Consider the following 26,407-nt stretch of genomic DNA (forward strand, 5'->3'; position numbering starts at 1 on the left):
CCGACGCCTAGTCGTCAACACAGCCCGCACCCAGTCGCGAGGCAAGGAGCTGGGACTTCAGGGCGAAGCCTCCGGCAACGACCACGGGTTCGTTCGCTCTCAGGCCGGCGATAATCTCGACCTGGCCGTCGTGCTTGACCCCGAGCGTCACCGGCCGGGCTTCGAAGAGATCATCGAGAAACTTCACGAAGATGACCTGGGTTCCGGTCACGTTTTGCACGGCCGACAGCGGTACGACGACCACGTTGTCCGCGTGTTCGGTCGCGATTCGTGCGCGCGCGAACATCTGCGACTTGAGGTGTCCGCCGGCATTGGGGACTTCGACCCGCCCCTGTACCATTCGTGTCCGATCGTCCACTTGCGGCGAGATCCACGTGAGCGTTCCAGTGAAGCTGCGACCCGGTAGCGACTCGACGGTGAGTTCCACCGACTGCCCCACGCTAACGCGCGACACCTGTGATTCGGGGATGTTCACCGTGGCCCAGAGCACAGACGTGTCCGTTAGTGTGAATAAAACGTCTGCCTCTTCCACCACGGCCCCCTGGACCGCGCTGCGCGCGACGACCTCTCCGTCGAAGGGTGCCCGAAGCTCGAGAACTCCGGGCGTGCTCCGCTGACTGGCCAGTGCTTGAATCTGGAGCTCGTCGAACGCGAGCGTCACTAGCCACTGGTGCGCCTGCCGCACGTCCGACATCGATACGTGGTGTGCCGCCGCCGCCTCCTGATAGTCCTCCTCGGATGCGATCTGTTCGGCCAGCAGGCTACGTTGACGCTCGAGCGCGGCCTCCCGGAGGTCACGTTCGGCCATCGCTCGAAGGTAGGCGCCCTGCGCTTCGCCGATGGTCGCGGAGCTCACCGTCGCCAGGAGATCGCCCTTTCGGACCCGGCTTCCCAGATCCACATCGACGCTCTTGACGACACCACGCGCCAGCGACGTGATCCGCATCAGCTTGTTCTGATTGAACGCGAACTCGGCGAGACAGCTCACGCCATCCGCCATCGACTGGATCCCCGGCGTCTCCACGACAACACCCGCCTTCGCTGCAGACTCAGACGAGGAGAGGCGTACTTTCAGGTTCGGTCCTGACGGATTCGACGTCAGCAATTCGGGGTGACAGATACCGCACTCCTGCTCGGGCACGCCGTGCTCGTTGCACATCAGACCCGACCCGACGGCCTCGCTGGTATCCGCCTCGGAGGGCTCCTCGAGCAACTCCGGGTGACAAAGAAAACACTCGTCTTCGTAGAGAGAGTGCTCCCCACACCAGAGCCGGTCTTCTTCCTCCAGTTCGGGATGGCACAACCAGCAGCGGTCTTCGTAGCGGTCGTGCTCGCCACACCAGAGTCGTCCCTTGTCGCGCAAGTCGGCATCGCAGATGAAGCACAATTCCACGGGCGAACCATGGGCTACGCACGTCGCGCCGTCGACCTCGGTCTGGCCTGCCGATTCGCAGGGGTCGGCGTTACGAGCGGCCTGCTCATCGGCCGGAGAGCAGGCCGCGAGCAGGAGAACCGTCATCACGGCGCACGCCAGCGATAGTCGATGTCGTTTCAGACCTGCCGTTTTCTTGATTCGCATTCGTCTCCTCGATTCTGGTTCGTGGGGGAGCGCCGCAGCACCTCACCGTTGTCGGTGTGGTGCGGGGAGCTTTTGGGGGCCGCTGACGATCCGACGTGGAGGATCAGATCAGCAGAACGACCGTGCGTCGAGAGGAGAGACTAGCCTCACTGTTGTCCCCGGTTGGGACTCCGCCAAAGCGCGTCCCCGTGGGGACGGCGACATCCCGAACGAGTGCCGCTTCGGAGACGGCGCCGAGCGGCGCCTTGTGAGGGCCGGCGCCCGCGGTCGCCGGCGCCGAGACGACCGGAATGCAACAGCCACAATCGGAACTGTCCAGGAGCTGGGTCGTCTCTTCGAGACGAGACTCATCCGAGCTGTCGCGCTCGTCACAACAATCAGGGTCGCGTTCATCCCCGATGCACACCAGCTGTCCGGCAGCGATGGGAGACAGGAGACCCAGCAGTACGACGCCCACGGCGACGGCTGACAGGATCTTTGTTGCGAGTGGGTTGCGCATGTGTGAGGGAATATACGCCATACCGGCTCTACGTCAAAAGCGGTCTCGAACTCGGACGGGGACCCGTCCCGCGCCGGAGGTTGCGGACCCGCCACATTTCAGCAATATTGCGCCGACCAGTGACCAACCTTCATGTAAATAGAGAAGCGACCATGGCCATCAACCTGACCCAACGCTCGTTCACCAAACTCCTCGATTTCACCCCGCAAGAGATCCAGTACCTGCTCGATCTCTCCCGCGATTTGAAGAAGAGCAAGTACGCCGGCTCGGAGCAGCAAGCGCTGCGGGGCAAGAACGTCGTCCTGATCTTCGAGAAGACCTCGACCCGCACACGATGCGCCTTCGAGGTCGCGGCCTTCGACCAGGGCGCCCAGGTCACCTACATGGGCGGCGGCTCGCAGATGGGACACAAGGAGTCGGTCAAGGATACCGCCCGGGTCCTCGGTCGGATGTACGACGGGATCGAGTTCCGCGGCTTCCGACAGACCGACGTGGAGGATCTAGCCCGCTACTCCGGCGTCCCGGTCTGGAACGGACTGACCGACGAGTTCCACCCCACACAGATCCTCGCCGACTTCCTGACGATGCACGAGCACGGCGGCGGCAAGGAACTCCAGAAAATCAAGTACGCCTACCTGGGCGATGCCCGCAACAACATGGGCAACTCGCTGCTGGTCGGCGGAGCCAAGATGGGCATGGACATAAGGCTGGTGGCGCCGAAGCAGTTCTGGCCCGAAGACGCGCTGGTTGAGACCTGTCAGGCGATTGCGAAGGAGACCGGCGCCAGGATCACCCTGACCGAGGATGTGGAAGCCGGGGTCAAGGGCGCCGACTTCCTCTACACCGATGTCTGGGTCTCGATGGGTGAGGCCAAGGAGGCCTGGACCAAACGGCTTAAGCTGATGACGCCCTACCAGATCAACCTGGACGTGATCGCGAAGACCGGCAACAAGGACGTGAAGTTCATGCACTGCCTGCCGGCGTTCCACAACACCGAGACCCAGGTCGGTCGAGAGATCGAGGCCGAACACGGCCTCTCCGCCCTGGAGGTCAACGACGACGTCTTCGAATCGGACTACAACATCTCCTTCGACCAGGCCGAGAACCGGATGCACACCATCAAGGCGGTCATGGTGGCGACGCTGGTCTGATCGGTTGCCCCCTGCCCTAGAAGAACAACGTGTACGTCAGCCGTACGTCTCGTCCGGGCAGCGGCACGAGGTCCTTTACCCGGGACGTCGCCGCCCGTGCCAGCTCGTCGGTGAGGTTGGAGCCACGTAGCGTGAGCTTGTGAACGAGGCCGTCGTGGATGATCCGACGGCCGACGCTGACATCGATACTCGTAAAGCCGTCGGTCGTCGTGATGAAACCCGGGACTCGATCTTGATCGGAGGTTCTGAGAATCTGAAATTCCCCATCCCACGAACCATCGGTGTACTGCAGCCCAAGGCCGACCCGGGATGCCGGGATGAACGGAAGGGGTATTCCCGTGTCGGTCAACTCGGCCCGCACCATGTCGCCAAACAGACGCAGGTCCAGATCGTGTTTCGATCGGGCCTCCATCAATTCGATCAACAGATCCAACTCTAGTCCGTAGAATTCGGCGTCGGCCTGGCTGAACTGAAAGACCGGCAACGTGTCGATCACCTGCCCCGTCGGCGACTCGAAGACGTAGCCGTCGTAACGATTGGCGAAGAGCGTCAACTCCCCGGTGAGCCTTCCGGTGCGTTTGCGTAGGCTGAGATCGATCCCCAGGCTTGTCTCTAGTTCCAGGGTCGGATCGCCAACCTCGTAAGAGAACGTCGCCAGGTGGGCGCCGTCGGAATAGAGCTCCTCGGCCGTCGGCGCCCGCTCCGCGCGCGCGATCGAAAACCCCAACGCGAAGCCGTCGTTAGGCGGCCAGAGCAGACCAAAGGATGCGGAGAGGCCGTCGAAGCGACGGTCCGGGTTGGCTGTGGCTTTCAGTTCGGTGTTCTCGAAGCGCAGACCGAACTCCAGATCAACCGCGCCTCCGTCGAGTCGTTCCAGAGCGAAGATCGCTCGTTGACTTGTCTCGGATGGCGGGAGGAACGCCTCTTCGCCGATGGCGACCTGGTCCTTGTCGGAAAGCTGTACCCCGATGATCCCGGTCAGCGCATCCGTCTCGCGGTGATGGAACTCCAACCGCCCCTCGGAGCTGTCGACCAGGAATCGGGTCCCGATCTCGCTCCCCTCCAGTTCCTTGTGCTCGTAGTCGTTACTACCTGCGGTGAACTGTACTTCCTCGATGAACCCCCAATCGACATGGAAATCGCCGCGAAGGTCATAGCGTGTCTGTTCGAGGTCGATCTCAATCGGGCTTCCGGGTTCCAGCTCGACCGGAATCCCGTAGAGCGTATTGAAGCGTCGAGCCGACACGCCGACATAGGACCCGTCGCCGACCCACGACATGCCCAGCGTCGCGCCGGTGGCCTCTCGGGCGCTGTTGGGCAAGCGGCCGTCGCCGCTGGAGTAGTCCCCTGCATCTCGATTGAGGGTGTCGATATGCCAGGCAAATTGATTGAAGCCGCCGTCGAGTGCGACCGCCGCCGCCGTTTCGTCCGCCACGGTTCCTTGACTCACGTGCATACTCCCGCCCAGGGGACGGTTGGGGGCGTGATCGGGAATCCGGCTGTCTATCACGTTGACCACGCCACCGACGGCCGTGCTCCCGTAGAGCAGCGTCGACGGCCCCCGAAGAATCTCGATCTGATCTGCGACCAGAGCGTCGCTCGCGACTGCATGGTCCGGACTGGTGGCCGAAGCATCGCCTACCCCCAACCCGCCTTCGAGGACACGGACACGACTCGAACTCTGGCCGCGGATGACCGGCCGACTTGCCCCGGAACCGAAGAAGGTCTGACTCATTCCCGGCTCCTGTGCCAGGGTCTCGCCGATCGTCGATTGCATCTTCCCTGCCAACTCGACCTTGTCCAGGACGGTGACCGGTTGAACAAGTTCAGAGCTCCCCCTACCGGATCGCGTTGCGGAGACGACGATTTGCTCCTGGTGCGGAGAGATACTTAGCTCGAGATTCAGCCGATTGATGCCCGCGACGACCGAGATCTCGGCCACACCACTGCCCAGTCCTGGACTGACGGCCTGGACGTGGTAGTCCGCCGGCTCGAGATCGACGAACGCGTAGCGACCGTCGTCGTCGGTAAACACCGTGCGATGGAGTTCTACCAGTAGGACACGGACCTGGGGCGCAGGCTCACCGCCGGGGGTAACGATGCGTCCCTCGAGACTGGCACCGCCGGCGAACGCGAAAAGAACAAGCGCAAAAATCGATGGGGTCATGGTTGCCACACTTCCAGTTAGAGTTTCAGGACACCGTCGACAAAACGACGGCAACGAGAGTCAACTCAATTGGGGTGGGCCTCGGGTCGTGTCGGACCGAAAGATCGAAGAGACGATCGCAGCACATTGCGTCTCGACGATGACGTCTGCGACTTCCTCCACCCCGGGAGCCGGAGTCGGATCCAATGTCAGCGCGGATGGAGTCTGGGCCATGACGCACGCCACGCAGTCGTAGGCCTCAGATGAATCCTGTTCGCCGTGCTGTACGTGGCGATCGGACGCACCGGCCGCCAAAGCCAGCGCGAGCAGCCCCAGAATGGCCAGGCGACAATCAGGACCGGTCATGAACTCTCCGCAAGAGATCAACGGGCATCACACGTTCCATTTTATCCAAACGAGGCGCTGCCGCTAAGAATTCCGTCTCCGCCACGTTTCCGCGCTGTCCCCCCGATCACCAGGGCCGCAGAAATAATGAGCAGGTTCTTGACGATGTACTGCCCTTCCATCGTCAACCCGTACGGGACCTTACCGGACTGAAACGTGATCTCGGGCAGGACGACGAGAGGCATGAAGGTGCCGAACATCTGTAGGAACAACAGACCAATCGCCACCCGTGCCGTCTTGCGAAAGAGAAACGTGACACCGATGGCGACTTCCCACCAGCCTATGACGTGCAGCCACGTCTCGGGGGCCAAGAGCGGAAGCCAGTTGACGGTCGCCTTCACCAGGGGTTCCGCGGGCGAGATCCCCAGCGGCTTCAAGGCACCGAACCAGATAAAGACGACACCCAACGAGACCCGAAGTGCGAGGAGACCCCAACGACGCATGAACCCCGCAATGGCGCGGTCGATGCCGTCGAGGTCGAGTCCCATCAGGGCACGTCGATTTGACCACGGCAGACGATGACGGCGTTGCCGGCCACCCGCACCTCGGCGACCTCGCCGTCCCGTCGCTCCGCCGTCAGGTGAAGACGACTGGGGCGACCCATCTCGACACCCTGGGCGACGTCCCATTTGAGGGTCGCGTCCTTCTCATCGTGCAGGGAGGCCAGAAGGTTCGCCAACCCCGCGTTGGCAGATCCCGTGGCAGGATCCTCGATGACACCATGAAGCGGTGCATACATCCTCGACTGGATTCCGGGGCTGCCGTTGGCAATACGCACGTACGCGAAGACACCGTCGAGACCACGGGTGGCGGAGATCCGGGTCACCGGTCCCGGTGCGGCTTCCGATGCCGCCAGCGCATCGAGATCCGACAATTCGACGTACAGGAAGCGTAGCCCGACGCCCATGACCCGTGGGCCGTGGTGCTTCGTCACGACCTTGTCGCTAGCAACCCCAAGCGCCTTCGCCACCTCGTCAACGGCCAACTCCTCTTCAAATCGATTGATCACCGGCGCAATGAACTCTGCGGCATCGATATTGGTTCCCTTGCCGCGCAACGTCACCGAGACGACGCCGGCGCCTTCCTCGAACAGGACTCGCTGACCCGGAACGGCGGCGCCAAACAGCTCCAGGCGCGCCAGCGCGACGGCGGTTCCGACGTTGGGGTGGCCGGCGAACGGAATCTCGACGACCGGCGTGAAGATGCGCACCTTGCGGGTATGGTTCTCGTTCTCAGCCGGCAGCACGAACGTCGTCTCGGAGTAGTTGAACTCGCGAGCGATGGACTGCATCTGCTGAGGGGTCAAACCGCTAGCGTCGGGTAGGACGGCCAGCGGGTTGCCGCCGAAGGACTGGTCGGTAAAGACGTCGAGGGTCGCAAAATCGTAAAGCACGGAATACCTCCGGCTTCAAGATAGCGCATCCTTTAATTGCCTACCTCCGCGTGGGCCGACCACCGTTCGAACCCGTCCTTGCCGGTCTGAATGCGGACTTCCATCCATCCGCCTGCCGGAAGACCCCGGGGTTTGGTCGGATGAAGCTCGACGCCGTTTGAGAGGTAGATTTTCACCGAAATCGACCCGAGAAGATGGTCCGTGGTGTTCCGGATCTTACCGACGCTCTTCATGGACTCTCCTCTCCGTGCATTCTCTTGATCTGCTCCTCGGGCAACCGCAAGAAGCGCGTCGCGTTCCAGAACAGCAGGTCCCGTTTCTGATCTTCCGTTAGGAAGGGCGCCTCGGTGATCACCTGAATTCCACGATCGATGGTCTCCGGCCAGACCATCTGGTCGGAACCGAACATCACTCGCTTGCCGAATCCGGCGTCAAAGACTCCCTTCAGATAACGGTAGAAGGCGGCTTTTGGTTGCGTGAAAACGATGACACCGACTTCGACGTAGACCTGTGGGTGTGCGTAGAGGAACGCCAACAGGTCATCGAGCAACGGATATCCGGCGTGCATGATGTAAATGCGCAGTTTCGGATGGCGGACGACGACTTCCTCGAGGGTCAGAGCACTGTGCATCCTCGCCCGGTAGTTTTCGGCCCCCAGATAAATCACCCCGGGAGGGCCGGTGCCGATGTGGATGCCGGCCGGGATGTCGTTCCTCTCGAGAGCGCTCCAGTAGGGTTCCAGGCGCGGATCGTCGGGGGTGATTCCTTGATACTGGGTCGTGATCTCGGCCAGCACATCCAGCGAACCGTCCCGATGCATGGAAACTAGTTCGTCCGGCGACGGCGAATCCCCATCCAATTGGAAGCCCAGTCCACGCAAGAAACGATCCGGTGCCTCCTCCGTCCACTGTCCCACGAGGGCCGGAGTACCGCTCAACACTCCGTATACGTTACGCGCTTCCATGACCGCAAGCGTTCGCTGCAAGAGTGCCTCGTTCGTTTCCGGAGACCAGATCGGATCGTCGCAATCGGGTTTCTTGAAAAGGCGGAAATACGCGTCCGAGTACGGTTCTTTCGGATCCCAGGACGGCATCGTCATCGGAGTACACATTGCTAGCGGCGGCGGACCCTGAGCTGCCGCGTCTAGCGCGTGCAGATGCATATCGATCACAGGGGGCGGCGGATCCGCCCAGGCGCATACAGACCCGAGAATGCAAGCGATCGCCGCCGAAATCAGTTTCATCAGTCCCCCTCTCATTGACGTGGGAAGTCTAACGTCAAATCGGATCGAGTGACTCCTCACCCCGATTGTCTGAATTCAGCGTATAATTGGCGCAAATGTCAGTACTTAACCGCCGGAAATTCCTATCCGCGGCATCGGCCGCGGCGCTGGTGACGGCAATCCATCGACCCCTCACCTGGGCGGTTCCAATCTTGAATGAATCCCACGCAACCGCTCGAATCTTGAGTCTGCGGCTGCAAACCGCAGCACCTCTCGAAGAGATGAGGGCTTTCTACAGCGATACGCTCGGTCTTGACGTGCTGGAAGAGAGTTCCACAGAACTAACGATCGGAGGCGGCGCGACACCCATCACATTCGTAAAGTCGGATGCGAAGCAGGGTGCGCCGTTCTACCACTTCGCCTTCAACATCCCGCAAAACAAGATTCGCCAAGCACGGGAGTGGCAGCGGGAGCGGTCCGAAATTCTGTCGGTCTTCCCACGCCTGCGTGACAAGCAGTTTCCGAACGACGTCGTTCATTTCAGTAACTGGAACGCCCACTCGGTGTTCTTTCTCGACCCGGCTGAGAACGTGGTCGAGTACATCGCCCGTCACGACCTCAAGAACGACGCCGATGGACCCTTCACGTCACGAGACATTCTCCACGCAAGCGAGATCGCTTTCGTGGTCGACGATGTTTCGGCGATGGCCTCGAAACTTCAGGAGACGTTTGATCTCGCCCAGTATCGGACCGGGAGTAACGTGTTTCGCGCCCTTGGCGACGAACACGGATTACTTCTGGTCTTCGAACGCGGCCGCAATCTCAGTGTGGGTGCGGACAAGTCGAAACTGGCGGACGTATTCCCGACCCACGCTGAGATCCGCGGCCGGGCGGCAACCCATACGGTTGCGGAGTTCGACTACGAGATCCGTGGGCGTTGACCGTTCCTACGAAAGTGCGCGCCGAAAGTCCGCGATCAGGTCCTCGGTATCCTCGATGCCGACCGACACCCGCACCAATCCCTCGGAGATGTTGGCGCGCTCCAGCTCCGCGGCAGAAAGCCCGGCATGGGACGTGGTCACCGGACGGGTGACCAGGGTTTCGACCCCGCCCAGACTGGGCGCCACGATGGGAAGCTGCAGTCGGGAGAACATCCGATCCGCCGCAGCCGCACCACCCTCAACCTCGAAGGACAACATGCCGCCGGTACCGTGGAGATAGGTCTTGGCCCGTTCATGGTCCGGTGACCCAGGCAAACCGGGGTGGTTGACCCGGATGACCCGCTCTTGTTCGGCGAGAAACCGGGCCATCTCGAGGGCGCTCTTGTTCTGATGACGCATGCGCAACGGGAGCGTCTTCATCCCGCGATGCAAGAGGAAACACGCGTGGGGGTCGAGGGTCCCACCCAGATGATCGAGCTTGTGCTTGATCGCGGCGATCTTCTCGGCACTGCCCGCTATCGAACCCGCAACGATATCGGTATGCCCATTCATGTATTTGGTACAGGAGTGTAGGACCAGATCGAAGCCGAAGGGAATCGGCAGGAAATTCACCGGACTCGCAAACGTGTTGTCGATGACCGAGACGATGCCGTGCTGCCTACAGAAGTCCACGACGGCCTGCAGGTCCGGCACCGTCATCAACGGGTTGGAAAGCGTCTCGACGTAGAACACTCGGGTCCGATCGGTTCTTATCGCCTCCCAGGTCTCCTGTCGTGTGGGATCGACGTCGCCGTGGTCGATGCCAAAGTCCTTCAGGTCGTGTTGGATGAACGAGTGGGTCCCACCGTAGAGCGCATGCTGGTGCATCACATGGTCGCCCGAAGACAGGAACGTCATCAACGTGGTGGAGATGGCGGCCATTCCGCTGCCGGCGACGAGGGCTGCCTCGGCGCCCTCAAGAACCGCCAGTTTGGCGTGGAGAACATCGTGGTTTGGGGTGTTGTTCAGACGGATGTAGCGGACATCGTGATAGCCGGCGTCGCCGTCGTTTTCGAAGGTGGATGATTGGAAAATCGGCATTGACACGGCACCGCCGATTCCGGGACGCACTTCGCCGGCGTGTACGGCGCTTGTGCCGAGGCCAGTCTTCTTTAGCTTCACTGTTCTCCCCTGAGTTGGACCGAGACCACATTTTACGATGGGTGCAGTGTAAAAGGAGATCGCGGTGAAGGTCGACTACGGATCCGCGTTCAAGTCCGCCTCCGCAGCGATAACGCCAAACGATGCGCGATTGTCGGAAGTGGCCAGTGCCTCGAGGATCGCCGTTCCGCTCTCCACGTCGCCGTCTGCAATCTGCCAGCGGGCCAGGCCGTACTGCCATGCCGCCCCGGTCGGCGTCTCACCGTCTGCGTCCGGCTCGTCGGATCCACGCCGTCCGGCATACAGATCAATCAGATTCCGGTACGCATGATTCTCGATCACATCCGGATCCGACGGCAGAAGCTCCAATACGGCCGCAGCTTCATCGAACCGACCCGCTCGTACCAGCGACGTGTACCACCAGTGACCGGCGGAGACCCGACCGTCGTCGTTCTTCGCCCACTGCTGCACACAGCGACTCCAGCTCTCGGCCGCGCGATCAAACTCCCCCACCAGGTAGTAGGCCAGCCCCAGGTGGTAATCGATGTTCCCGTGGGTCGTGCTCCTCGGCTCCCCGGTCGGGTTGGGGGCGCCGTCGGACTCCAGGTAGTTGCGATGCGACGCGGCAAGAGCCCGGGCTTGCTCAAGCACGTCGATGGCCTCGTCGAACTTGCGAACGGTGATCAGTCGATGCCCCAGGTGGCGACGCAACCGATAGCTTTTCGGAAACTCCTCGAGGCGTTGCCGGTACCAGTCGATGGCCTCGTCGTAACGCCCCAGATAACCCAGTCGACGACCGACCCAGATGCCGTTCATCTCGCTGGCATCGTCGTCCCATGCCAGCCGATCGGCGGCTAGCTCGGCCTCGGGCCAACTTGCCGGCGGCTCGACGGGACTCCCACACGCCACGGCCAATAGAAGCAATCCGAGGATCATTCGCATCGGTCGATTGTAATCGATACACGGATTCCGACCCGGTGAGCTACCATGCGTGGATCTTCACTGATTTGGAAGGAATCCCCCATGGGCCAATCAACCGATTTACACGTCGCCGTACAGCTACTTAATGGTCTCGAGAACGGAGGCCACCCGGTTTCGGAGCTGGCCACCGCCGCCGAGGATCTGGATCCGTTACTGCTCTACGGAATCGTCACCTTCCTACGGTCCAGCTATCCGGCGACGGATCCGGTTGCCACGCCGGTCCTCGAACGGGTCGTGGAACTCTCCGGCGCCTATTCGGGGTTCGTGAATCAGTGCAAGGAAGGCGAAGACGATCCCGTGGGCGAGTGGATGCGCGAGGAGATCGATCTCCACAGCTTCCGCGGACGTGGCGACGGGTTGCTCCGTTTGCTGGTGGAAAAGCTGGAGACCTGACAGGAGGCCAGCCATTTCCCTGACAGGTGCCATCGGTCGCTGGGCCGGCATGGTCAAGTTTTCCCATACGCTCTTTGCGCTGCCCTTCGCCCTGTCGGGCGCGGCGCTGGCCGCCGATCGTTTCGGCCTGGCCTGGCCTCGGGTCGGCTGGGTTCTGCTGGCGATGGTCGGAGCACGGAATGCTGCCATGGGGTTCAATCGTCTGGCCGATCGTCGGATCGACGCCCGGAACCCGCGCACGGCTCAACGGGAACTTCCCAGCGGACGTCTCTCGACAGGCGCGGTCTGGTCGTTCACGTTGCTGCTGACGGGGCTTTTCATTCTTGCGACGTGGCAGCTCGGACTGCTTCCGTTCGTCGTGCCCGCCAGCCTGATCGTTTTCGGCTACTCCTACACGAAGCGTTTCACCTGGGCCTGCCACGGGGTGCTCGGCCTGGCCCTGGCCATCGCACCGGTCGGCGGGTGGATGGCACTGGGTGGACGCTTCGATTGGATGATCGTCGCGCTGGCTCTGGCGGTGCTGACCTGGGTCGCCGGATTCGATGTGATCTACGCGTGTCAGGATCGGGAGTTCGACCGGGAGAGCGGGCTACATTCCATCCCCGCACGTTTTGGAACGGCGCGGGCGTTGATCATCTCCCGGGGGTTTCACGTTGCGACGATCCTGGCCATGGTGGGAGTCGGCGTCCTCGGTGCGTTGAATCCACTCTACTGGGTCGGGTGTGCCGGGATCGCCGGGCTTCTGTTCTACGAACATCGACTCCTGAAACCCGATGATCTCTCGAAGTTGGGGTTGGCGTTCTTCAATCTCAACGGACTGGTCAGCGTGTTGTATTTCGTCACGCTACTCGTCGCCCTCGTCGTCCCACGCCTGCTGGCGTAAACAGAAGGGGCGCACCCACCATAGTTGGGCACGCCCCTTCCTCCCCCCCTGGACGGGGCTCGTTACTGCTTGACGCATCTCCACTTGGCGCTGCCAAGGGAGACCTTGCCGGACATCGAAGAGCTGGGGAACGAGATACCGGCGCTGACGGGACCCACCCCTGCACCGACGGCATCGCCACCCTGATTCGCCGCACCGGCCGTGAAGTCGACATCGACCTCGTCGCCATCGCCGCGATAGGTCACGCTGGCGCCGGCGGCCAATGAGATCACGCCCTTCTCACGATTCCAGACCGACCCAGACTTGGCGGAAACGGTGATCCGGCACTTGCCGGGATCGACGCACTCGCAGGTGACACAGGCCTTGGGTTTGATCTTGTCGTTGTCGGCGCTGTACCAACCCCAGTAGACACCTGCGCTACCACTGACGGTCATGCTGAAGCCGCTGTCGCTGGCGTTCACACCGCCCCAGGCGTAGAGGTATTTCCGCCAGGTGCTGCCCCAGTGGATCCTCTCGGTGTCGGTGCTGTCCTTCACCTTCTTGGCGACACACTTGAAGAGGCCCCACGGGTCGACGTAGGTGCCGGGGTTGTTGCCGACATACGTGAATCCGTTGCCCATCTCCGCACGATCGCCCCAGATCCCGATCGGGTCACGGGTCGTGAATCGACCGGCTCGGGGATCCATGTAGCGCGAGCGGTAGTAGTTCCAGCCCGTCTCCTCGTCCCAGCGACGGCCGTTGAAGAGATAGGGATTGGCGATCGTCGATCCGCCCATCAGGTTGTAGAACGGATCGAAGAACGTCGGTTCACCAAAGTCGGTGTACTCGTAGCGTTCGATGACGTTGGCGAGATTGTCGGTGATGGCCCGGACACTACCCAGGTCGTCGGAGTGGAAGAAGAACTGGGCGCCCCGATCCATCTCCACGATCTCGTCGGGTGCACCACCGAACACGTAGGTCGCCTGAGTGACGCCGATGCCGTCCTGCTCCTCGATCACGTTCCAGCCGTCGTAGAAGTAGCGAGTTGCCGTGCCGGCGCTATCGACCGTCCGGATCCGGCGTCCGAGGATGTCGTAGCTGGCGGTCACGACACCCACGGCCGAGACCTGGCCCTGCACGAACTGGTTGCGGACGTCGTACTGGTGCAGGATCGGCCCGAGACCGTCGGTATCCCGCAGGTTTCCGTTGGGATCGTAGAGTCGCACATCGAAGGACGTCTGCGTGTACTGGTTGACCGGCGCATCCACGGCGTTCATCAGGTAGAGACCCGGGAACAGTCCGCCGATGACGTTGGTGCGGTTGCCGACATCGTCGTACGTGTATCCCACATCGCCGACGATGACGGCACCCGCGTCGGTGCGAACTTCCCGACGCATGCGGTAGACCGAGTCGTACTCGTAGTCGATGGTCAGCTGCGGTCCGGCTCCACTGAGGTCCGTCGCCTGTTTCTTGTTGTACATCGGATCCCAGCGGTACTCACGGTTGTCGACGGTTGTGCCACCCCCATCGAAGTGATCGACGCGCGTGATCCGCTTGGTCCCAAAGTCGCCAACGGGGTTGGCCACACCCTGGATACCGTCGTACTCGAAGCGGGTCGTCATGCCGTTTCCGTAGCTCTTCTCCGTGACCCGGTCGGGGCCAACGTAGTTGTACTTGGCAATCGTCACAGCACCGTCGAGGATCTCGGTGACCCGATCGAGGGAGTCATAGATCCGATCGATCGTCCGCCCATTGGGGTAGATCGTCTGGGTGCTGTTTCCGACCGCATCGACTTCTCTAGCGGTGACCTGACCGTTTTGGTCGTCCTGGAGCACGCGAGAGAGCGAGTCGTAGGTGCGACCGACGAATGAGTCGTCGTCCTGCCCGGTCACGAGGCGACCAAGACCGTCATACTGTGTCTGTTCGAAGGATGTCGCACCGGAGACACCCACGCCGAGGGCCAGGACCTGCATCTGGTCGCGACGATCGTTGAGGTCATACTGGAATTCCAGATCGGTGCCGTTGGCGTCGAACAGGAAGACCCAGTTGTGGTGGGGGTCAAACTCGTACTGATGGATCGTTCCATCGTCGAACTGTTTCAGAACCCGGCGATCGAGGTTGTCATAGGTGTAACGGGTGGTGTTGCCGTTACCGTCGATCAGCCGAACCGGCCGCGAGTTGTCGTCATACTCGGTCTCGGTGAGGATGCCACCGATCACCAGGCCGCTACCGTCACCGGTATCGGTCAACACACGATCCTCGGTCAGCAGGCGACTGTGACCGTCGTAGGTTCGTCGAAGCTCGTTGCCCAGCGTGTCAAATGACAGCGTGTTGTTGTCACGTGAATCGAACTCATTCGACGCCAGGTTGCCGCTGCTATCGATCGTGACCGTGCGACGGTCCATGCCGTCATAGACGTACTCCGTCAAGAAGGTCTCGTCCGGAGCCAGGAGGTCACTCTTCGCCGTCTCGTCGATCCGGATGACGTTTGAGTTGGCGTCGTAGATGAAGACCGATTCGTTGGACTTGTCGTCGGATTGCGTCAACATCCGATTGGCGCTGTCATAGGTCACGTAGCGACTGTTGCCGTTGCCGTTGATGACCTGGGTGACCTGAGACGTATCCGAATAGATCGTCTCCTCGATCGCCTGTCCGGGCCCGATCGGCAGCTGCGTCGGCGTATCGAACCACTCCGTGATTGTCAGCGTGCGTCGATCCATGTTGTCGTAGACGTAAGTCACATCCGAGAGCCGGACGTTTCCGATATCGCCCGGGATATCGAACTCTTCTCCCTCGACGACGATTCGATCCAGATTGTCGTTAGGATCATAGATCCGGAACGTGATGTTGTTCATCGGATCGCTTTCCTGCGTCAGCCGGTCGTAGCCGTCGTACGTCATCCGGGTGACCCGTGGGTTCACGCCTTCGAGACCCTGGACACGCTCGGTGAGGTTTCGATTGGGGTCATAGTTGAACTCGGTCGTCGACTGGTCCGGCAGACCCGGCGATCGGACCTCGTGGAATAGAAGATCCCGTTCGTCGTAGAGATCCTGGGTCACGTTGCCCGGCTGGTTGCCGGTGGTTGCCTCACCGGAGAGACGCATCACGACATTGCGATTCCCGTCGTACTGATAGTCCTCGGTCACGAAGCCGTTGCCCGGCGCCGGCGCAGGACAGAACGGCTGATGCGGCAGACCGGGGATTGGTGCGTTGAAGAAGTACTCGTCGCACGTACGGGTCATGTAGTTGAGGATGTCGTACTCGTAGACCGTGGTGTCGAACGCGTTGGGGCGAACCGCCCCCGTCTCGTCGACGTTCAGTCGGTCGATACGGACGACGTTGTCGTTGGGGTCGTAGTACGTGAAGGTGTCGTAGCGGGTCCCCGCCGGCTGCGGTTCGCGGGACTGTTCGAGAACCTGCTGATCCAGCTCGTTGTAGACATAGAGCGAATCGTTCCCACGGGGATCGATCTTGCGGATCATTCGACCCAGGATGTCGTATTCGTAGGTCGTGGTCAGGTTGAAACCACCGTCGTCGATGATCTCACTTTCCCGATAGCCCTCTTGCGGGCCGACGGGGTAGTAGGTGAACACATCCTGACGGGTGAATCCGCTCCCGTTGTCCGGCCACAGGTGCCCGGTCCTCTGCCCGAAGCCGTTATAGCTGAAGCTGTGCTGGACGGACAGAATGCGGTCCTGGGTGAAGAGACGATTGCCGTTGGGATCGTACCCATGGGTCATGACGTTACCGCGACCATCCATGTGCTCCGTGACGAAGTCCGTTCCGTTGCCGCCACCGGCGAAATCGTCATACAGCCAGTTCTCGCTGATCAGCGGCTGCGCGCCACCGAGCGGCCCCGGGTTCTCGATTCGATTCAACAGGTTGCCCTGTGAGCGACGATCGGGGTTGGCGGCGTCGTAGAGATACTGCACGTCGTTCTGATTCGGGTAGGTGACCTTGACCACCTGCGATTCGTTGTCGTAGTCCCAGCGTGTCTCGAAGATGGGCGGGTCCGCGGGGCGAATCTGGGGACCCGGTCGGTTCAGAATATCGGTGGTCTGCGCGAAGGGGATCGCCTGCCCGGTGTACTCGTGCAACATCACCATCCGACTCTGCACGTCGAAGAACGACTCGATGACGTTTCCGTTGCGGTCGTTCTCAATCGTCCGCAGGACGGCGAAGTTATTCGCCGGATTCGGAACCACGGGTAGGTAGAAGTACTCGAAACGCTCACCCGGATTGCCGAGACGCTGGCTAACGACGTGATCGAACTCGACGTCGAGGGGGTTGACCGTGGGTGCATAGGTGTTCTCGATGAATATCTGCCCCTTGGGGTCGGTGATCGTCAGTAGATTGTGATTCAACTGGGGATCGGGTAGGCCCTTGGAGTACGTGTAGGTCGTGGTCTTTCCGGCAGGAAAGTCGTTGCCATTTGGCGTGCCGAGCACCTTCGGGGTCGTCACCGATTTCAGGTCGCCGAAGGACCCCTCGGGCGTCAAACCGTCGTAGTAATCGTAGACCACCTGACGGCCGGCGAAATCCGTCACGGAGTCGATGAAGCCGTTGATGTTGTAGGCAATGAAAATATTGCGACCGAGCGTGTCGGTGATCGTGTCCAACCGACCCAGCCCGTCGTACACGAAGGCCAGCGAATTGCCATTGCGATCGACGATCGTGTCGATCTTGCCCTGCTCGGGGCTATTGTCGAACGCGTTGAAGTTCCAGGTACCGAGGTCCGGAAACGTCAGCGTGTACGTGCCGTCGTTGTTCTCCACGAAGGTGCGGAAGTACTCGCGGGTCTCCCACGTGCCGCCACCGGTCGGAGTGTAGGTGTCGACCCGCGTGTTGCCGTCATGGAGCACGAGATCGAATCCGGGAATTCCGCACTGGATGCCGTCGCGCGTCATGCCGGCGGTGTTGATTCCCAGGGTGCCCTCGCGATTGAGGTTCTTGGCAGAGATCAGGTAGGCGTTGAAATCGCCGACCGCAGGAACGACACCGTCGATCGTCATCTGGTCGATGCTGTCGACCTCGGCGAAGACGGTTCCAGTCACGAAGTCGCTGCTGAGAGGCGCTCGCAACGTGCAGTAACGAAGATCCGGAATCGCGCCACCGGGATTGGTCGGCTGCTGCCAGTGCATGGTGTCGGGGTCGTCGAACATCAGGTCCAGCACTTCGGACGGACCGACGTTCGGCGCCTCGATATAGATGTTGTACGAGTGGTCCCAGTTGATGCCGTTGGGGCTATCGGGTCCGATGCGCGAGCGGTACTTGCGCGCCCAGGTGAAGTCCAGGCCTCGACCCTCGATCGTCAGATCGGTTTCGGAGTGATGGAACTCTCCGGAGAACAGGTAGGTCGAGCCACCCCCGGAGACTCCCCCGCCACAGGTCGGTGGCTGAGAGCCGCAGGTCAGGTCGTCGGTCTCTGGTGAGCCAGCGACCGGATCCTCACAGGGCTTGCAACCCGGCTCCTGGAGCTGGGGCGTCTGGGCCACGGTGGCACCCGCGAATAGAAGCAGACCGACCAGAAGAGCCGGCAAATAGATACGTCGTGACATTCGTTCCTCCTCGCCCGTTCTCGGGGCTCCACCGGGTCTAGACCCGGCCGGGAGGTCGTTTCACGGCCTGCGGGCAAAAAAAAGGGGTGGGCTGGATCGCCCACCCCATCCGTCGTTTTTCTCTAAACCGGCTCAGGGGCAGCTGCCGCTGAGGTCCTTCGTCGTGGCGCCACAGGCTCCCGACGGGTCGATCCCATTCCGCTCCCCGGCGGTGGCCAGACCCCACGGACTCTCCGTGCCGGAGCCGTCGCTCCCGATGACCAGATAGAACAGGTTGCCGGAGGGCACACCGTTCCAGGTGTAGCTGCCGTTGCCGATGTCGCACTGGTTTCCGGAGAGTGCCAACGTCGTCAGGTTGGCCAGATCTCCGTAGATCAGGTTGTACTGGGTGGCACCACAGCCGGCATCCCAACTGATGCCGATCTGATCACCGCCGACGGTCTCACGCTCGCCAAGCAACGCGGCGGTCCCTCCGGCGCCATCGGCGGCCGGCGCGGGCCCACTGCTGGTGGAGCAGGGATTGAGGACGTCGGAACGGAACTCGACGTTGTCCACCGAATACCAACGGTCATCGTTGGCATTCTGCCGTTGCTCCGTTCGAACTCTCCGCAGCGATGGGAGCCCGGCCCGCTCAGAACGGTCCAGGCGGCGAAGGTCGCCGGACCCTCTCCATGACGTCCCCGGCGACGTTGGGCCCGCCGTGAGACTCCGTGTCGCGATGCCGCATAATCATCGAGGGCAGGTTTGCCCTGCCAGATAGATGGCACCCACCTGCCCCGCAGATTACATCCGCCGGAACCGGACATCGTCGCTGCTGGCGTCGGACTGGATCCGCAGGGTCAGCGGCTGTCCCCCATCGGTCGACGGCGCAATGAGAGGCTGGGAATCGATCCCTTCCACCAGCACGTCGGCAGGGAGGATCACCTCGGCGCCGGCCATCGGCGCACTGATCACGATGTCGGAGTCCTGTTTCCAGTCACCACGGAGGTCGAGGACTCCGCCGGCCATCCGAATGTTAAAATTCAGCCGGGACGGGCTGGCGTTGCCGATCCGACTGAACTCGCCACCGGCCATGGAGAGATCGAGGTCCAGCGAGCCAATCGGCTCCTTCAAGGGCTCACTCACTCTTAAAGAGACGCCCGCCTTGTTGAAGGCAAAGCGGCTATCCCGTAACCACAACCCGCCCACATCCACTTCGCCACCACAGGCGGTCAGGCTGGTATCGAGTTGGATCAACACGTCCGGCGGAAGAGTCACTCGCAAGCTCGGCGAACTGGCACCGAATAGACGTGCGAGGATCGATGGCCCGCCGGCCGTACCGCCGGGACTGAGGGCGATCCGATAGGTCCAGACGCCGTCCTCATCGGTCGTCGCGGTTTGCTCGAGGGTATAGCGTCGGCTGTCGTACTCGGCATCGACACCGATGGGTTCTCCGGCGCGACCCGGTGACAGATGAAATTCCCCGCTCTGAAATTCGACGATGACCCGTGCCGGGGCTCCGGCCGGAACGGCCACGGCATCGGAACGGGTCTCCGGCGTTGCCGGTGCAGATGGCGCCGGGGGCCGCTCCCCGAACGTCTCGCTAACCGACTGTTCGTTGCCGGCCTGGCTCTTGCCGACCATGACCAACACGACGGCGACGATGGCGGCGATCAGGAGCAGCCCGGCACAGCCTCCGCAGCCCCACATGAAGAATTTCGCCCACGGTGATCGCTCGGCCATCGGTTGCCTCCAGCCAGGAATTCCGGTCTTTTTTGCCCAGGTTGCGGCCCCGTCAGGATACCCTATTGTTGTTGATACGTATGCGAGTCGCCGCAATGGGCGTGCCGACTTGTGAACCTCCGTGGGGGTAGAATCGTGGCAAGCAACAAGTGGGCGCGGGAAGGGTTTAACTGGGGACCCGGCCTCTTCATCATCGGATACCACGTCGGACTGGCCATCGGGCTACCACTCTATTTCGCCAGTCATCGACCCGCGCTCGGTGTCGTCGTCTCTTCGATCGTCATTCTCATCCTTTCCGAGATCGGCATCGGCGCGGCGTACCACCGTTTCTATTCCCATCGCTGCTTCAAGCTGAACCGCGTCGCCGAGGCGGCCCTACTCTTTCTCGGGACCGTCGCGACCCAGGGCAGCGTGCTTCGCTGGTCCTGCGACCATCGGAATCATCACGCCCACGTCGATACGGACCTGGATCCGTACTCGATCAATAAGGGCTTCTTCTTCGCTCACATGGGCTGGCTGTTCGAGAAGAGCAAGCCGATTGACGAACGGATCGTTCAGGATCTGATGAAGAACCCGTTGGTGCGCTTTCAGCATCGCCATGCGAACGCCCTCAGCATCGGCAGCAACGCCGGGCTGTGGCTCCTCTTCGGCTGGCTGTTCAACGACTTCCTCGGTGCCTTCGTCCTCCTCTGGTGGACCCGATTGGCGCTCTCCCATCATCTGACGTGGTTCATCAACTCCCTGGCGCATACCTGGGGCAGCAAGACCTACTCGCGGGAGCACACGGCCGTCGATAATTTCGTCGTCGCCATGCTCACCGTCGGCGAGGGCTACCACAACTACCATCACACCTTCCCCTCGGACTATCGCAACGGTGTGAAGTGGTTCCACTTCGACCCCACTAAATGGACGATCTTCCTTCTCTCGAAGGTCGGGCTGGCCTCTGGACTCAAGCGCTACGACGAGCATCGGATCAAGAACCGACTGCTGGACGAGGATCATCGACGGGTCATCGAGCAGCTGAAGGCCTCGGCCCAACGGACCCGCGAAGAGCTCGGGCAGCGCGCCGATGAACTGGCCGCCCGAATCCACGAGAAGCTGGCCCAGCTGGCTCAGCTGATGAAACAGCTGGAATCGTTGGATCGGAAGAAGGCCTACCAGGACCGGCGGCGGCAAATACAGGCCCAGCTCCGCGAACTCAAGCAGAGTATGCGGCGGGATTGGAAGGACTGGTATCGGCTCTGCGACTCGGTCCTGGCCGACGCGCCTGCCTGATCCGCCTCCCGACTCGACAGGCTATGACACAGTCCGACGTTGCCAACGGGCAAATCCGTCGTAGACTCTCCGTGACATCCGGAGTGGTCTGCGAATAGCGGACCCGGCAACCTGGGACGGACAACCCGAGGTGCCTTCCCGGTCGATCATGGGGATCGATTCGGGAGATGTGGCCTGGACCTCTCGTGGGTCGAGGCAACAAACTGTCCAACGCGCGGGAGCGCGGCAACCGGGTGTCTTCTTCCATGGAGGAGAAGACATATGAGTACCCCCAACCACCCCAATCACCATCTCTGGCGGAACGGCCGTCTGTGGTGGATCGCGTTCACGATTCATAGGCAGAACTGGACCAAGGAACGGATTCGCTGCTCCCTGGGCACGGCCGAGGTCGAGGAAGCCCGCCGCCGACGGGACCGTGTGTTGGCACGGATCGCCGAGTGCACCGACTGCGAGCTGTCGCTGCGATTCGTCGCACCGGCGACCGACGACGGCCGTGTACACTTCTCGAATGATCGAAGACGGCGGGGATCCAAGACTTCCGATCCGGGGACGGGGCAGCGGCGACAACCCCGCGAATCGGTTTACGACGCAGGAGATTCGTCTCGACGAGTCGCCGGATAGGGTCAAGACCACCTTCCTGGAGGATGCGTCGCGGTCCATCGTGTCGTTCAACGACAGCCCGGACCTCCCGTTCTGTGCGTCGCTGAACCCCTATCGAGGATGCGAACACGGTTGCGCCTATTGTTATGCACGGCCGACCCACGAGTTCCTGGAGATGTCCGCCGGGCTCGACTTCGAGACGAAGATCTTCGTCAAGAGTCGAGCTGCGGAACTCCTGGAGCAGAAGCTCGGGGGAAGCAGCTGGCAGCCCCAGCTTCTGGCCCTGAGCGGTGTCACCGACCCGTATCAGCCGATCGAACGAAAATTGGAGATCACACGTCGCTGCCTGGAGGTGTTGGTTCGTTTCCGGAACCCCGTCGGCATCATCACCAAGAACGAAATGGTCACGCGCGATACGGATCATCTGCGGACACTGGCGGGATTCGACGCCGCCCGCGTGTTCCTCTCCATCACAACCCTCGACGACGAACTGGCCGGCAAGTTGGAACCACGCTGCTCGCGCCCGCAGCGACGGCTGCAGGCGATTCGCGAGTTGACCGCCGCGGGAGTCCCGTGTGGCGTGATGGTCGCGCCGGTCATCCCCGGTCTCAACGACCACGAGATCCCGAAGATCCTGCAGGCCGCCGCCGAAGCGGGTGCCGACACGGCCGGTTACATCCTTCTGCGTTTGCCGGGGGCCGTCGAGGGGCTCTTCACGGAATGGCTACGTCAGCATGTTCCCACGCAGGAGAGCAAGGTGTTACATCGACTCGCCTCGATGCGTGGCGGCAAGCTGCAGGACAGCCGCTTCGGGCATCGGATGCGGGGAACCGGTGTCGTGGCCGATCAGATCCGACGTCTATTCGATATTGCGCGCCGTCGACACGGGCTGGACAAATCTGCGCTCAAACTCTCGACCGCGTCGTTTAGACGACCGGGCGATTCCGGACGTCTCTTCGAACTCTGACTGCTACGGCGTCACGTCGATACGCGGCGGGCCGGCGACGCATTCGCCGATGCGGGCCGCGGAGCCACCTTCCGCCTCGATCGCAGCGATGAAGACCGGCACGTTCTTCTCGGGCAGGCTGATCAACAGACCACCGGAGGTCTGGGGGTCGAACAGTGCCGCACGACGGGCCGCGTCGATCGACGCGTCGATCGTCAGCGAGTCGCCGACACTCTCCTCGTTGGGTTCGGTCGACGCCGTGGTGACGCCATCCGCCACCAGTTGCAGGAATCCATCGTGGAGTGGCAACGACCCCAGGTTAAGCCTGGCACCCACACCGGAACTGCGACAGATCCCCAACAGGTGGCGCGCAAGACCGAAGCCGGTGACATCCGTGCACGCACGACCTTCGTTCGCCAGCGCCAGTCGCGATGCGACTCGGTTGGTCTGCTCCATCAGATGCAACGCCGGCTCCAGCGCATCGTCGTCGATCCGCTGCTTGCGGTAGGCGTTGATCAGAACCCCGGTTCCCAACGGCTTCGTCAAGAGCAGAGAGTCCCCGGGTTTCGCATCGGCCAACGTCAGGACTCGACCCTTGTCGATGACGCCGGTCACGGCCAACCCGTACTTGAGGTCGTCATCGGCCACCGTGTGGCCCCCGATAATCGCGGCGCCTTCGTCGCGAACCGTCTCCGCCCCACCCGCGATGATCTCGCCAAGCATCTCGGTCGGGACCCGCGAGGGGAAACAGCAGATATTCAGGGCGAACAGCGGGCGTCCACCCATGGCGTAGATATCCGAGATCGAGTTGGCGGCCGCGACACGTCCGAACCGTCGGGGGTCATCGCAGACCGGGGTGATGAAATCGGTGGTCGCCACCCACGACTGGCCGTCGTGCAGAAACACTCCTGCATCGTCGCCGGTCTCCGGACCGACGATGACGCGACGATCGTCACCGAGCACGGCTTTTAGCGTGCCCACAATCTCCGCCAGGTCCCCCGGACCGGTCTTGGCCGCTCAGCCGCCGGAGGCGGCGCACTCGGTCAGGCGGATGCCAGTTCTTCGAAACCAACCCATGGATGGCATCTTACCCCGTGGCGAGGGATCAGCGATCGTCGGGGGACGGATCCCGCGGCGAGGACCGCTCGCGGGCGTTTTGCATCACCTTCTCCGCTTCCGCGACGATCCGGAGAATGCGGGCAAGATTGATGTAGGCCTCTGCACAGTGGGGGTCGGTCGAGATCGCCTTGCGGTAGGCGTCGCAGGCCTCCTCGCCGAGGCCCCGCTCCTCGAGAATGACGCCGAGATTGAAGAACGCGATGGCGTGAGGCCCACGACTCAGGGCGGCCCGGAACTGCTGCTCCGCCTCTTCCAGTCTCGCGCCGATGACGAAGAGGCGGCCGAGATTGATCCGGGAGTCGAAGTGGTCAGGCTCGAGCTCGATGGCGCGAAGATAGGCCTGCTGCGCCTCGTCCACGGCCTGATCTTCCAGTTCGCAACCGATCTCGTACCAGTCTTCGGCGGTCAACTCCTCCGGCAGCGGGACGTGGAACGGCGTCGTCGATGGTTCTACGGGTTTGTCTACGGTCGGTAGGTCGAAGTCGAATACGGTCTGGCCGGTCTCGGCGTCCCAGGCATGCCCACCGTCCCTGACGACCACTCGCTTCCCCCGCACGCTCATCGGTAGGGCGGTCAGCGGTTTCTCGGCCGGGAGGGTCTCACGCAATCGCCGAAGGGCACGACGGACGACCGCCGCCGAGACGCATTGAAGACGGAGATCCCTGGCGGTTCGCAGCAAGACGAGATCCTGGAACGACAGCCGATCGTCCTGCTGAGTTCCCGACGCGGCATCGAGCAGTCCGGCACGGATGTACGAACGAACCTCGCGCTCAGCCAGACCGAGTAGACGCGCCGCGTCCCTTGCCGTGTATCCGCTCATCCCTCAATCGTTGCGGGGTCGAAGATCCGCAAGCATCTGATCGACCGTCCGGCGGTAGGTCTCGCGAAATTGGTCATCGCCTAGACCAAGACGCCCCGTGCGGAACAGCGTAATCAGACCATGCACGGTCGACCATACCCGGATCGCGACCTCGATGGGATCGGAGGGGCCGAACGTGCCGTCATGGATGCAGTGGGTTACCTGCTCGATGGCGTGTCGGAAGATCCGCCGATCGTGGCGTTGGAGTTCTTCCGAGATCGAGCCACTGCTCCGTTTCGGAGTCATGAATGCGTAATCGAAGAAGGTCGGCTGCTCAATCGCGAAATCGAGGTAGGCGTCGCCCATGCGACGGAGCCGTTCGAGCGGCGTCGCCGCCTCCAGCGCCGGCGCCAGACGAGACTGCAGCTTCTCGAGGCCATCGTTGATGATCCCGTCGAGGAGCTCGCCCTTGTCCTTGTAGTGACGGTAGATCGCAGGCGCGGTCACCCCGACCTGCTGGGCGATTTTGCGCATCGACACACCTTCCGGTCCGTGCTCGGTAAAGAGCTCGTGAGCGGCGGCGGCGATTCGTTCCTTGAGTTCGTTCATCGGTTGGGCTGTCGGGGTGTGGTTAGCTTACTTTAATCGCCGACGTTTTTCGTGTGAAATGGCTATTTATTCACGATCAATGCTACAAAGGAACGATGCATCTCGTGTCCGATGAAGACTTTGCTACCGGGCCGACCACGCCGCCCTCCCTCGACCACCTCCTGACGGCCAGCAGTCGAACCTTCGCCCTCACGATCCCGTTGCTTCCCGAGCCCACACGCTGCGAGGTCACGGTCGCCTATCTGCTGTTCCGGGTGGCCGACACCCTCGAGGACTCGAACCGCTGGGACCGCCCGCAGAAACTCGACGAGCTGACGCGGTTTTCCGACTTTCTCGACGCCCCGACCACCGACGGTGCCGCTCAACTGGCGACCCGCTGGCATGACGACTCCCCTCACCCCCACGCGGGGTACCAGGAACTTCTCGAGAGACTCCCGGAGGTGATCGAGACGCTGGTCGGGCTCCGCAAGAACTCCCGGTCGGCGGTGATCGACCACACCCAGCGAACCATCAAGGGCATGCAGTCGTTCGTGGAACGCGAGCGGGACGGCGACCTGGAGTTGACATCGCTTCAGGACCTCAAGGATTACTGTTACGCCGTTGCGGGAATCGTCGGAGAGCTCCTCACGGAACTGTTCATTCTCGGCAACCCCGGGCTTGCCGCGGCGGCCGGAGAACTGCGAGATGATGCGGCGACCTTCGGCGAGGCGCTTCAACTGGTCAACATCTTGAAGGACAGCGATGGCGACGCGGCCGAGGGGCGGCGCTACCTCCCCGCCGGCATCCCGCGGGACGAGATTTTTTCTCGGGCCCATGACGACCTCGTGACTGCCGCGCGTTACGTGAAGGTCCTGTCCGACGCGGGTGCCGCGCCCGGGGTACTCGCATTCAACGCCCTACCGGTCCTGCTTGCCCACGCGACACTGAAACGTGTCCAGGAACAGGGCCCGGGATCGAAAATTGGACGGGCGGCCGTGATGGCCCTCGTGGGTCGCCTGCAGGTGGCCCGGGGTCTTGGAACGATTCCTGCTTTGCTGGAACGGATGTTGTACGCTAAGCGTACATAA

Annotated in this window: 23 protein-coding genes, 1 pseudogene and 1 riboswitch; of the genes and pseudogenes, 8 read left to right on the plus strand and 16 right to left on the minus strand. The window is 62.0% G+C overall.

Annotated elements, in window-relative coordinates:
* Positions 1–7: 7 nt before the first annotated feature.
* Positions 8–1,579 (minus strand): efflux RND transporter periplasmic adaptor subunit, encoded by a 1,572-nt coding sequence (locus tag OES25_07055; protein ID MDH3627400.1) that lies wholly within the window; start codon positions 1,577–1,579, stop codon positions 8–10.
* 103 nt (positions 1,580–1,682) lie between these two features.
* Positions 1,683–2,078, minus strand: a complete 396-nt coding sequence (locus tag OES25_07060; GenBank protein MDH3627401.1) for a hypothetical protein — start codon at positions 2,076–2,078, stop codon at positions 1,683–1,685.
* A 152-nt stretch (positions 2,079–2,230) separates the two neighbouring features.
* On the opposite strand from OES25_07060, the gene argF reads away from it, so the two are divergent.
* Positions 2,231–3,229 carry an ornithine carbamoyltransferase gene (argF, locus tag OES25_07065; protein ID MDH3627402.1) on the plus strand — a complete coding sequence of 333 codons (999 nt, stop codon included), beginning with the start codon at positions 2,231–2,233 and terminating at the stop codon, positions 3,227–3,229.
* A 16-nt stretch (positions 3,230–3,245) separates the two neighbouring features.
* Here the strand turns inward: argF and OES25_07070 are convergent, their stop codons facing one another.
* Genes OES25_07070 through OES25_07095 form a run of 6 tightly spaced genes read right to left on the minus strand, consistent with a single transcriptional unit; the run spans position 3,246 to position 8,416 of the window.
* Positions 3,246–5,396 carry a TonB-dependent receptor gene (locus OES25_07070; protein ID MDH3627403.1) on the minus strand — a complete coding sequence of 717 codons (2,151 nt, stop codon included), beginning with the start codon at positions 5,394–5,396 and terminating at the stop codon, positions 3,246–3,248.
* Positions 5,397–5,456: 60 nt separating this feature from the next.
* Positions 5,457–5,741, minus strand: coding sequence for a hypothetical protein (locus tag OES25_07075; GenBank protein ID MDH3627404.1), 285 nt, complete (start codon positions 5,739–5,741; stop codon positions 5,457–5,459).
* A gap of 41 nt (positions 5,742–5,782) precedes the next feature.
* The gene (locus OES25_07080; GenBank protein ID MDH3627405.1) at positions 5,783–6,268 is read right to left on the minus strand and encodes a hypothetical protein; all 486 of its coding nucleotides are present in this window, start codon (positions 6,266–6,268) and stop codon (positions 5,783–5,785) included.
* Entirely contained in the window at positions 6,268–7,173 is a 906-nt protein-coding gene (locus tag OES25_07085; GenBank protein MDH3627406.1) for a PhzF family phenazine biosynthesis protein, read from the minus strand. The genes OES25_07080 and OES25_07085 overlap by 1 nt, the downstream gene beginning before the upstream one ends.
* A 32-nt stretch (positions 7,174–7,205) precedes the next feature.
* Positions 7,206–7,406 (minus strand): hypothetical protein, encoded by a 201-nt coding sequence (locus OES25_07090; GenBank protein MDH3627407.1) that lies wholly within the window; start codon positions 7,404–7,406, stop codon positions 7,206–7,208.
* Positions 7,403–8,416 (minus strand): amidohydrolase, encoded by a 1,014-nt coding sequence (locus OES25_07095; protein MDH3627408.1) that lies wholly within the window; start codon positions 8,414–8,416, stop codon positions 7,403–7,405. The genes OES25_07090 and OES25_07095 overlap by 4 nt, the downstream gene beginning before the upstream one ends.
* 95 nt (positions 8,417–8,511) lie before the next feature.
* Here OES25_07095 and OES25_07100 point away from each other — a divergent pair, with 95 nt between their 5' ends.
* Complete coding sequence (locus tag OES25_07100) at positions 8,512–9,336, plus strand: hypothetical protein (GenBank protein MDH3627409.1); 825 nt, start codon at positions 8,512–8,514, stop codon at positions 9,334–9,336.
* A gap of 6 nt (positions 9,337–9,342) precedes the next feature.
* On the opposite strand, the gene OES25_07105 is transcribed toward OES25_07100, so the two are convergent.
* Together OES25_07105 and OES25_07110 are read right to left on the minus strand one after the other, a co-directional pair.
* Positions 9,343–10,497 (minus strand): aminotransferase class I/II-fold pyridoxal phosphate-dependent enzyme, encoded by a 1,155-nt coding sequence (locus OES25_07105; protein MDH3627410.1) that lies wholly within the window; start codon positions 10,495–10,497, stop codon positions 9,343–9,345.
* Between the two features lie 75 nt (positions 10,498–10,572).
* On the minus strand, positions 10,573–11,418 hold the full coding sequence (locus tag OES25_07110; GenBank protein MDH3627411.1) for a tetratricopeptide repeat protein: 846 nt from the start codon (positions 11,416–11,418) through the stop codon (positions 10,573–10,575).
* A gap of 81 nt (positions 11,419–11,499) precedes the next feature.
* Here OES25_07110 and OES25_07115 point away from each other — a divergent pair, with 81 nt between their 5' ends.
* Both OES25_07115 and ubiA read left to right on the plus strand, forming a co-directional pair.
* Positions 11,500–11,850 carry a hypothetical protein gene (locus OES25_07115; protein ID MDH3627412.1) on the plus strand — a complete coding sequence of 117 codons (351 nt, stop codon included), beginning with the start codon at positions 11,500–11,502 and terminating at the stop codon, positions 11,848–11,850.
* A 49-nt stretch (positions 11,851–11,899) separates the two neighbouring features.
* Positions 11,900–12,733: a putative 4-hydroxybenzoate polyprenyltransferase gene (gene ubiA, locus OES25_07120; protein ID MDH3627413.1), complete on the plus strand. Its 834-nt coding sequence runs from the start codon at positions 11,900–11,902 to the stop codon at positions 12,731–12,733.
* Positions 12,734–12,795: 62 nt separating this feature from the next.
* Here ubiA and OES25_07125 read toward each other — a convergent pair whose 3' ends face one another.
* The 3 genes from OES25_07125 to OES25_07135 all read right to left on the minus strand — a co-directional run bounded on the left by OES25_07125 (position 12,796) and on the right by OES25_07135 (position 19,992).
* Positions 12,796–18,270, minus strand: coding sequence for a DUF6531 domain-containing protein (locus OES25_07125; GenBank protein ID MDH3627414.1), 5,475 nt, complete (start codon positions 18,268–18,270; stop codon positions 12,796–12,798).
* 132 nt (positions 18,271–18,402) lie between these two features.
* Positions 18,403–18,825, minus strand: coding sequence for a hypothetical protein (locus tag OES25_07130; protein MDH3627415.1), 423 nt, complete (start codon positions 18,823–18,825; stop codon positions 18,403–18,405).
* 228 nt (positions 18,826–19,053) lie between these two features.
* Entirely contained in the window at positions 19,054–19,992 is a 939-nt protein-coding gene (locus OES25_07135; protein MDH3627416.1) for a hypothetical protein, read from the minus strand.
* Positions 19,993–20,127: 135 nt separating this feature from the next.
* Between OES25_07135 and OES25_07140 the strand changes: the two genes are divergently transcribed.
* The 3 genes from OES25_07140 (at position 20,128) to OES25_07150 (ending at position 22,834) form a co-directional block, all read left to right on the plus strand.
* Complete coding sequence (locus OES25_07140) at positions 20,128–21,267, plus strand: fatty acid desaturase (GenBank protein MDH3627417.1); 1,140 nt, start codon at positions 20,128–20,130, stop codon at positions 21,265–21,267.
* A gap of 69 nt (positions 21,268–21,336) precedes the next feature.
* A riboswitch (SAM-I-IV-variant riboswitch) is annotated at positions 21,337–21,480 on the plus strand.
* Between the two features lie 48 nt (positions 21,481–21,528).
* Positions 21,529–21,888, plus strand: a complete 360-nt coding sequence (locus tag OES25_07145) for a hypothetical protein (protein ID MDH3627418.1) — start codon at positions 21,529–21,531, stop codon at positions 21,886–21,888.
* On the plus strand, positions 21,776–22,834 hold the full coding sequence (locus tag OES25_07150; protein MDH3627419.1) for a PA0069 family radical SAM protein: 1,059 nt from the start codon (positions 21,776–21,778) through the stop codon (positions 22,832–22,834). Before OES25_07145 ends, OES25_07150 begins: the two co-directional genes overlap by 113 nt.
* 3 nt (positions 22,835–22,837) lie before the next feature.
* Here OES25_07150 and selD read toward each other — a convergent pair.
* The 3 genes and pseudogenes from selD to OES25_07165 all read right to left on the minus strand — a co-directional run bounded on the left by selD (position 22,838) and on the right by OES25_07165 (position 25,340).
* A pseudogene (selD, locus tag OES25_07155) lies at positions 22,838–23,815 on the minus strand (selenide, water dikinase SelD).
* Between the two features lie 103 nt (positions 23,816–23,918).
* Entirely contained in the window at positions 23,919–24,752 is an 834-nt protein-coding gene (locus OES25_07160) for a tetratricopeptide repeat protein (protein MDH3627420.1), read from the minus strand.
* Between the two features lie 3 nt (positions 24,753–24,755).
* The gene (locus OES25_07165) at positions 24,756–25,340 is read right to left on the minus strand and encodes a TetR/AcrR family transcriptional regulator (GenBank protein MDH3627421.1); all 585 of its coding nucleotides are present in this window, start codon (positions 25,338–25,340) and stop codon (positions 24,756–24,758) included.
* A 95-nt stretch (positions 25,341–25,435) separates the two neighbouring features.
* Here OES25_07165 and OES25_07170 point away from each other — a divergent pair, with 95 nt between their 5' ends.
* Positions 25,436–26,407, plus strand: coding sequence for a squalene/phytoene synthase family protein (locus OES25_07170; protein ID MDH3627422.1), 972 nt, complete (start codon positions 25,436–25,438; stop codon positions 26,405–26,407).

It is taken from the genome of Acidobacteriota bacterium, assembly GCA_029861955.1.
Classification (GTDB): Bacteria; Acidobacteriota; Polarisedimenticolia; order Polarisedimenticolales; family Polarisedimenticolaceae; genus JAOTYK01.

Excerpts from the sequence above, each read along its gene's own strand:
- OES25_07060 (MDH3627401.1), bottom strand. The coding sequence starts at position 2,078 with ATGCGCAACCCACTCGCAACAAAGATCCTGTCAGCCGTCGCCGTGGGC.
- OES25_07135 (MDH3627416.1), bottom strand. The coding sequence starts at position 19,992 with ATGGCCGAGCGATCACCGTGGGCGAAATTCTTCATGTGGGGCTGCGGA.
- OES25_07110 (MDH3627411.1), bottom strand. The coding sequence starts at position 11,418 with ATGCGAATGATCCTCGGATTGCTTCTATTGGCCGTGGCGTGTGGGAGT.
- OES25_07145 (MDH3627418.1), top strand. The coding sequence starts at position 21,529 with ATGAGTACCCCCAACCACCCCAATCACCATCTCTGGCGGAACGGCCGT.
- OES25_07165 (MDH3627421.1), bottom strand. The coding sequence starts at position 25,340 with ATGAACGAACTCAAGGAACGAATCGCCGCCGCCGCTCACGAGCTCTTT.
- argF (MDH3627402.1), top strand. The coding sequence starts at position 2,231 with ATGGCCATCAACCTGACCCAACGCTCGTTCACCAAACTCCTCGATTTC.
- OES25_07125 (MDH3627414.1), bottom strand. The coding sequence starts at position 18,270 with ATGTCACGACGTATCTATTTGCCGGCTCTTCTGGTCGGTCTGCTTCTA.
- OES25_07055 (MDH3627400.1), bottom strand. The coding sequence starts at position 1,579 with ATGCGAATCAAGAAAACGGCAGGTCTGAAACGACATCGACTATCGCTG.
- OES25_07090 (MDH3627407.1), bottom strand. The coding sequence starts at position 7,406 with ATGAAGAGCGTCGGTAAGATCCGGAACACCACGGACCATCTTCTCGGG.
- OES25_07150 (MDH3627419.1), top strand. The coding sequence starts at position 21,776 with ATGATCGAAGACGGCGGGGATCCAAGACTTCCGATCCGGGGACGGGGC.
- ubiA (MDH3627413.1), top strand. The coding sequence starts at position 11,900 with ATGGTCAAGTTTTCCCATACGCTCTTTGCGCTGCCCTTCGCCCTGTCG.
- OES25_07080 (MDH3627405.1), bottom strand. The coding sequence starts at position 6,268 with ATGGGACTCGACCTCGACGGCATCGACCGCGCCATTGCGGGGTTCATG.
- OES25_07115 (MDH3627412.1), top strand. The coding sequence starts at position 11,500 with ATGGGCCAATCAACCGATTTACACGTCGCCGTACAGCTACTTAATGGT.
- OES25_07160 (MDH3627420.1), bottom strand. The coding sequence starts at position 24,752 with ATGAGCGGATACACGGCAAGGGACGCGGCGCGTCTACTCGGTCTGGCT.
- OES25_07075 (MDH3627404.1), bottom strand. The coding sequence starts at position 5,741 with ATGACCGGTCCTGATTGTCGCCTGGCCATTCTGGGGCTGCTCGCGCTG.
- OES25_07100 (MDH3627409.1), top strand. The coding sequence starts at position 8,512 with ATGTCAGTACTTAACCGCCGGAAATTCCTATCCGCGGCATCGGCCGCG.
- OES25_07070 (MDH3627403.1), bottom strand. The coding sequence starts at position 5,396 with ATGACCCCATCGATTTTTGCGCTTGTTCTTTTCGCGTTCGCCGGCGGT.
- OES25_07170 (MDH3627422.1), top strand. The coding sequence starts at position 25,436 with ATGCATCTCGTGTCCGATGAAGACTTTGCTACCGGGCCGACCACGCCG.
- OES25_07095 (MDH3627408.1), bottom strand. The coding sequence starts at position 8,416 with ATGAAACTGATTTCGGCGGCGATCGCTTGCATTCTCGGGTCTGTATGC.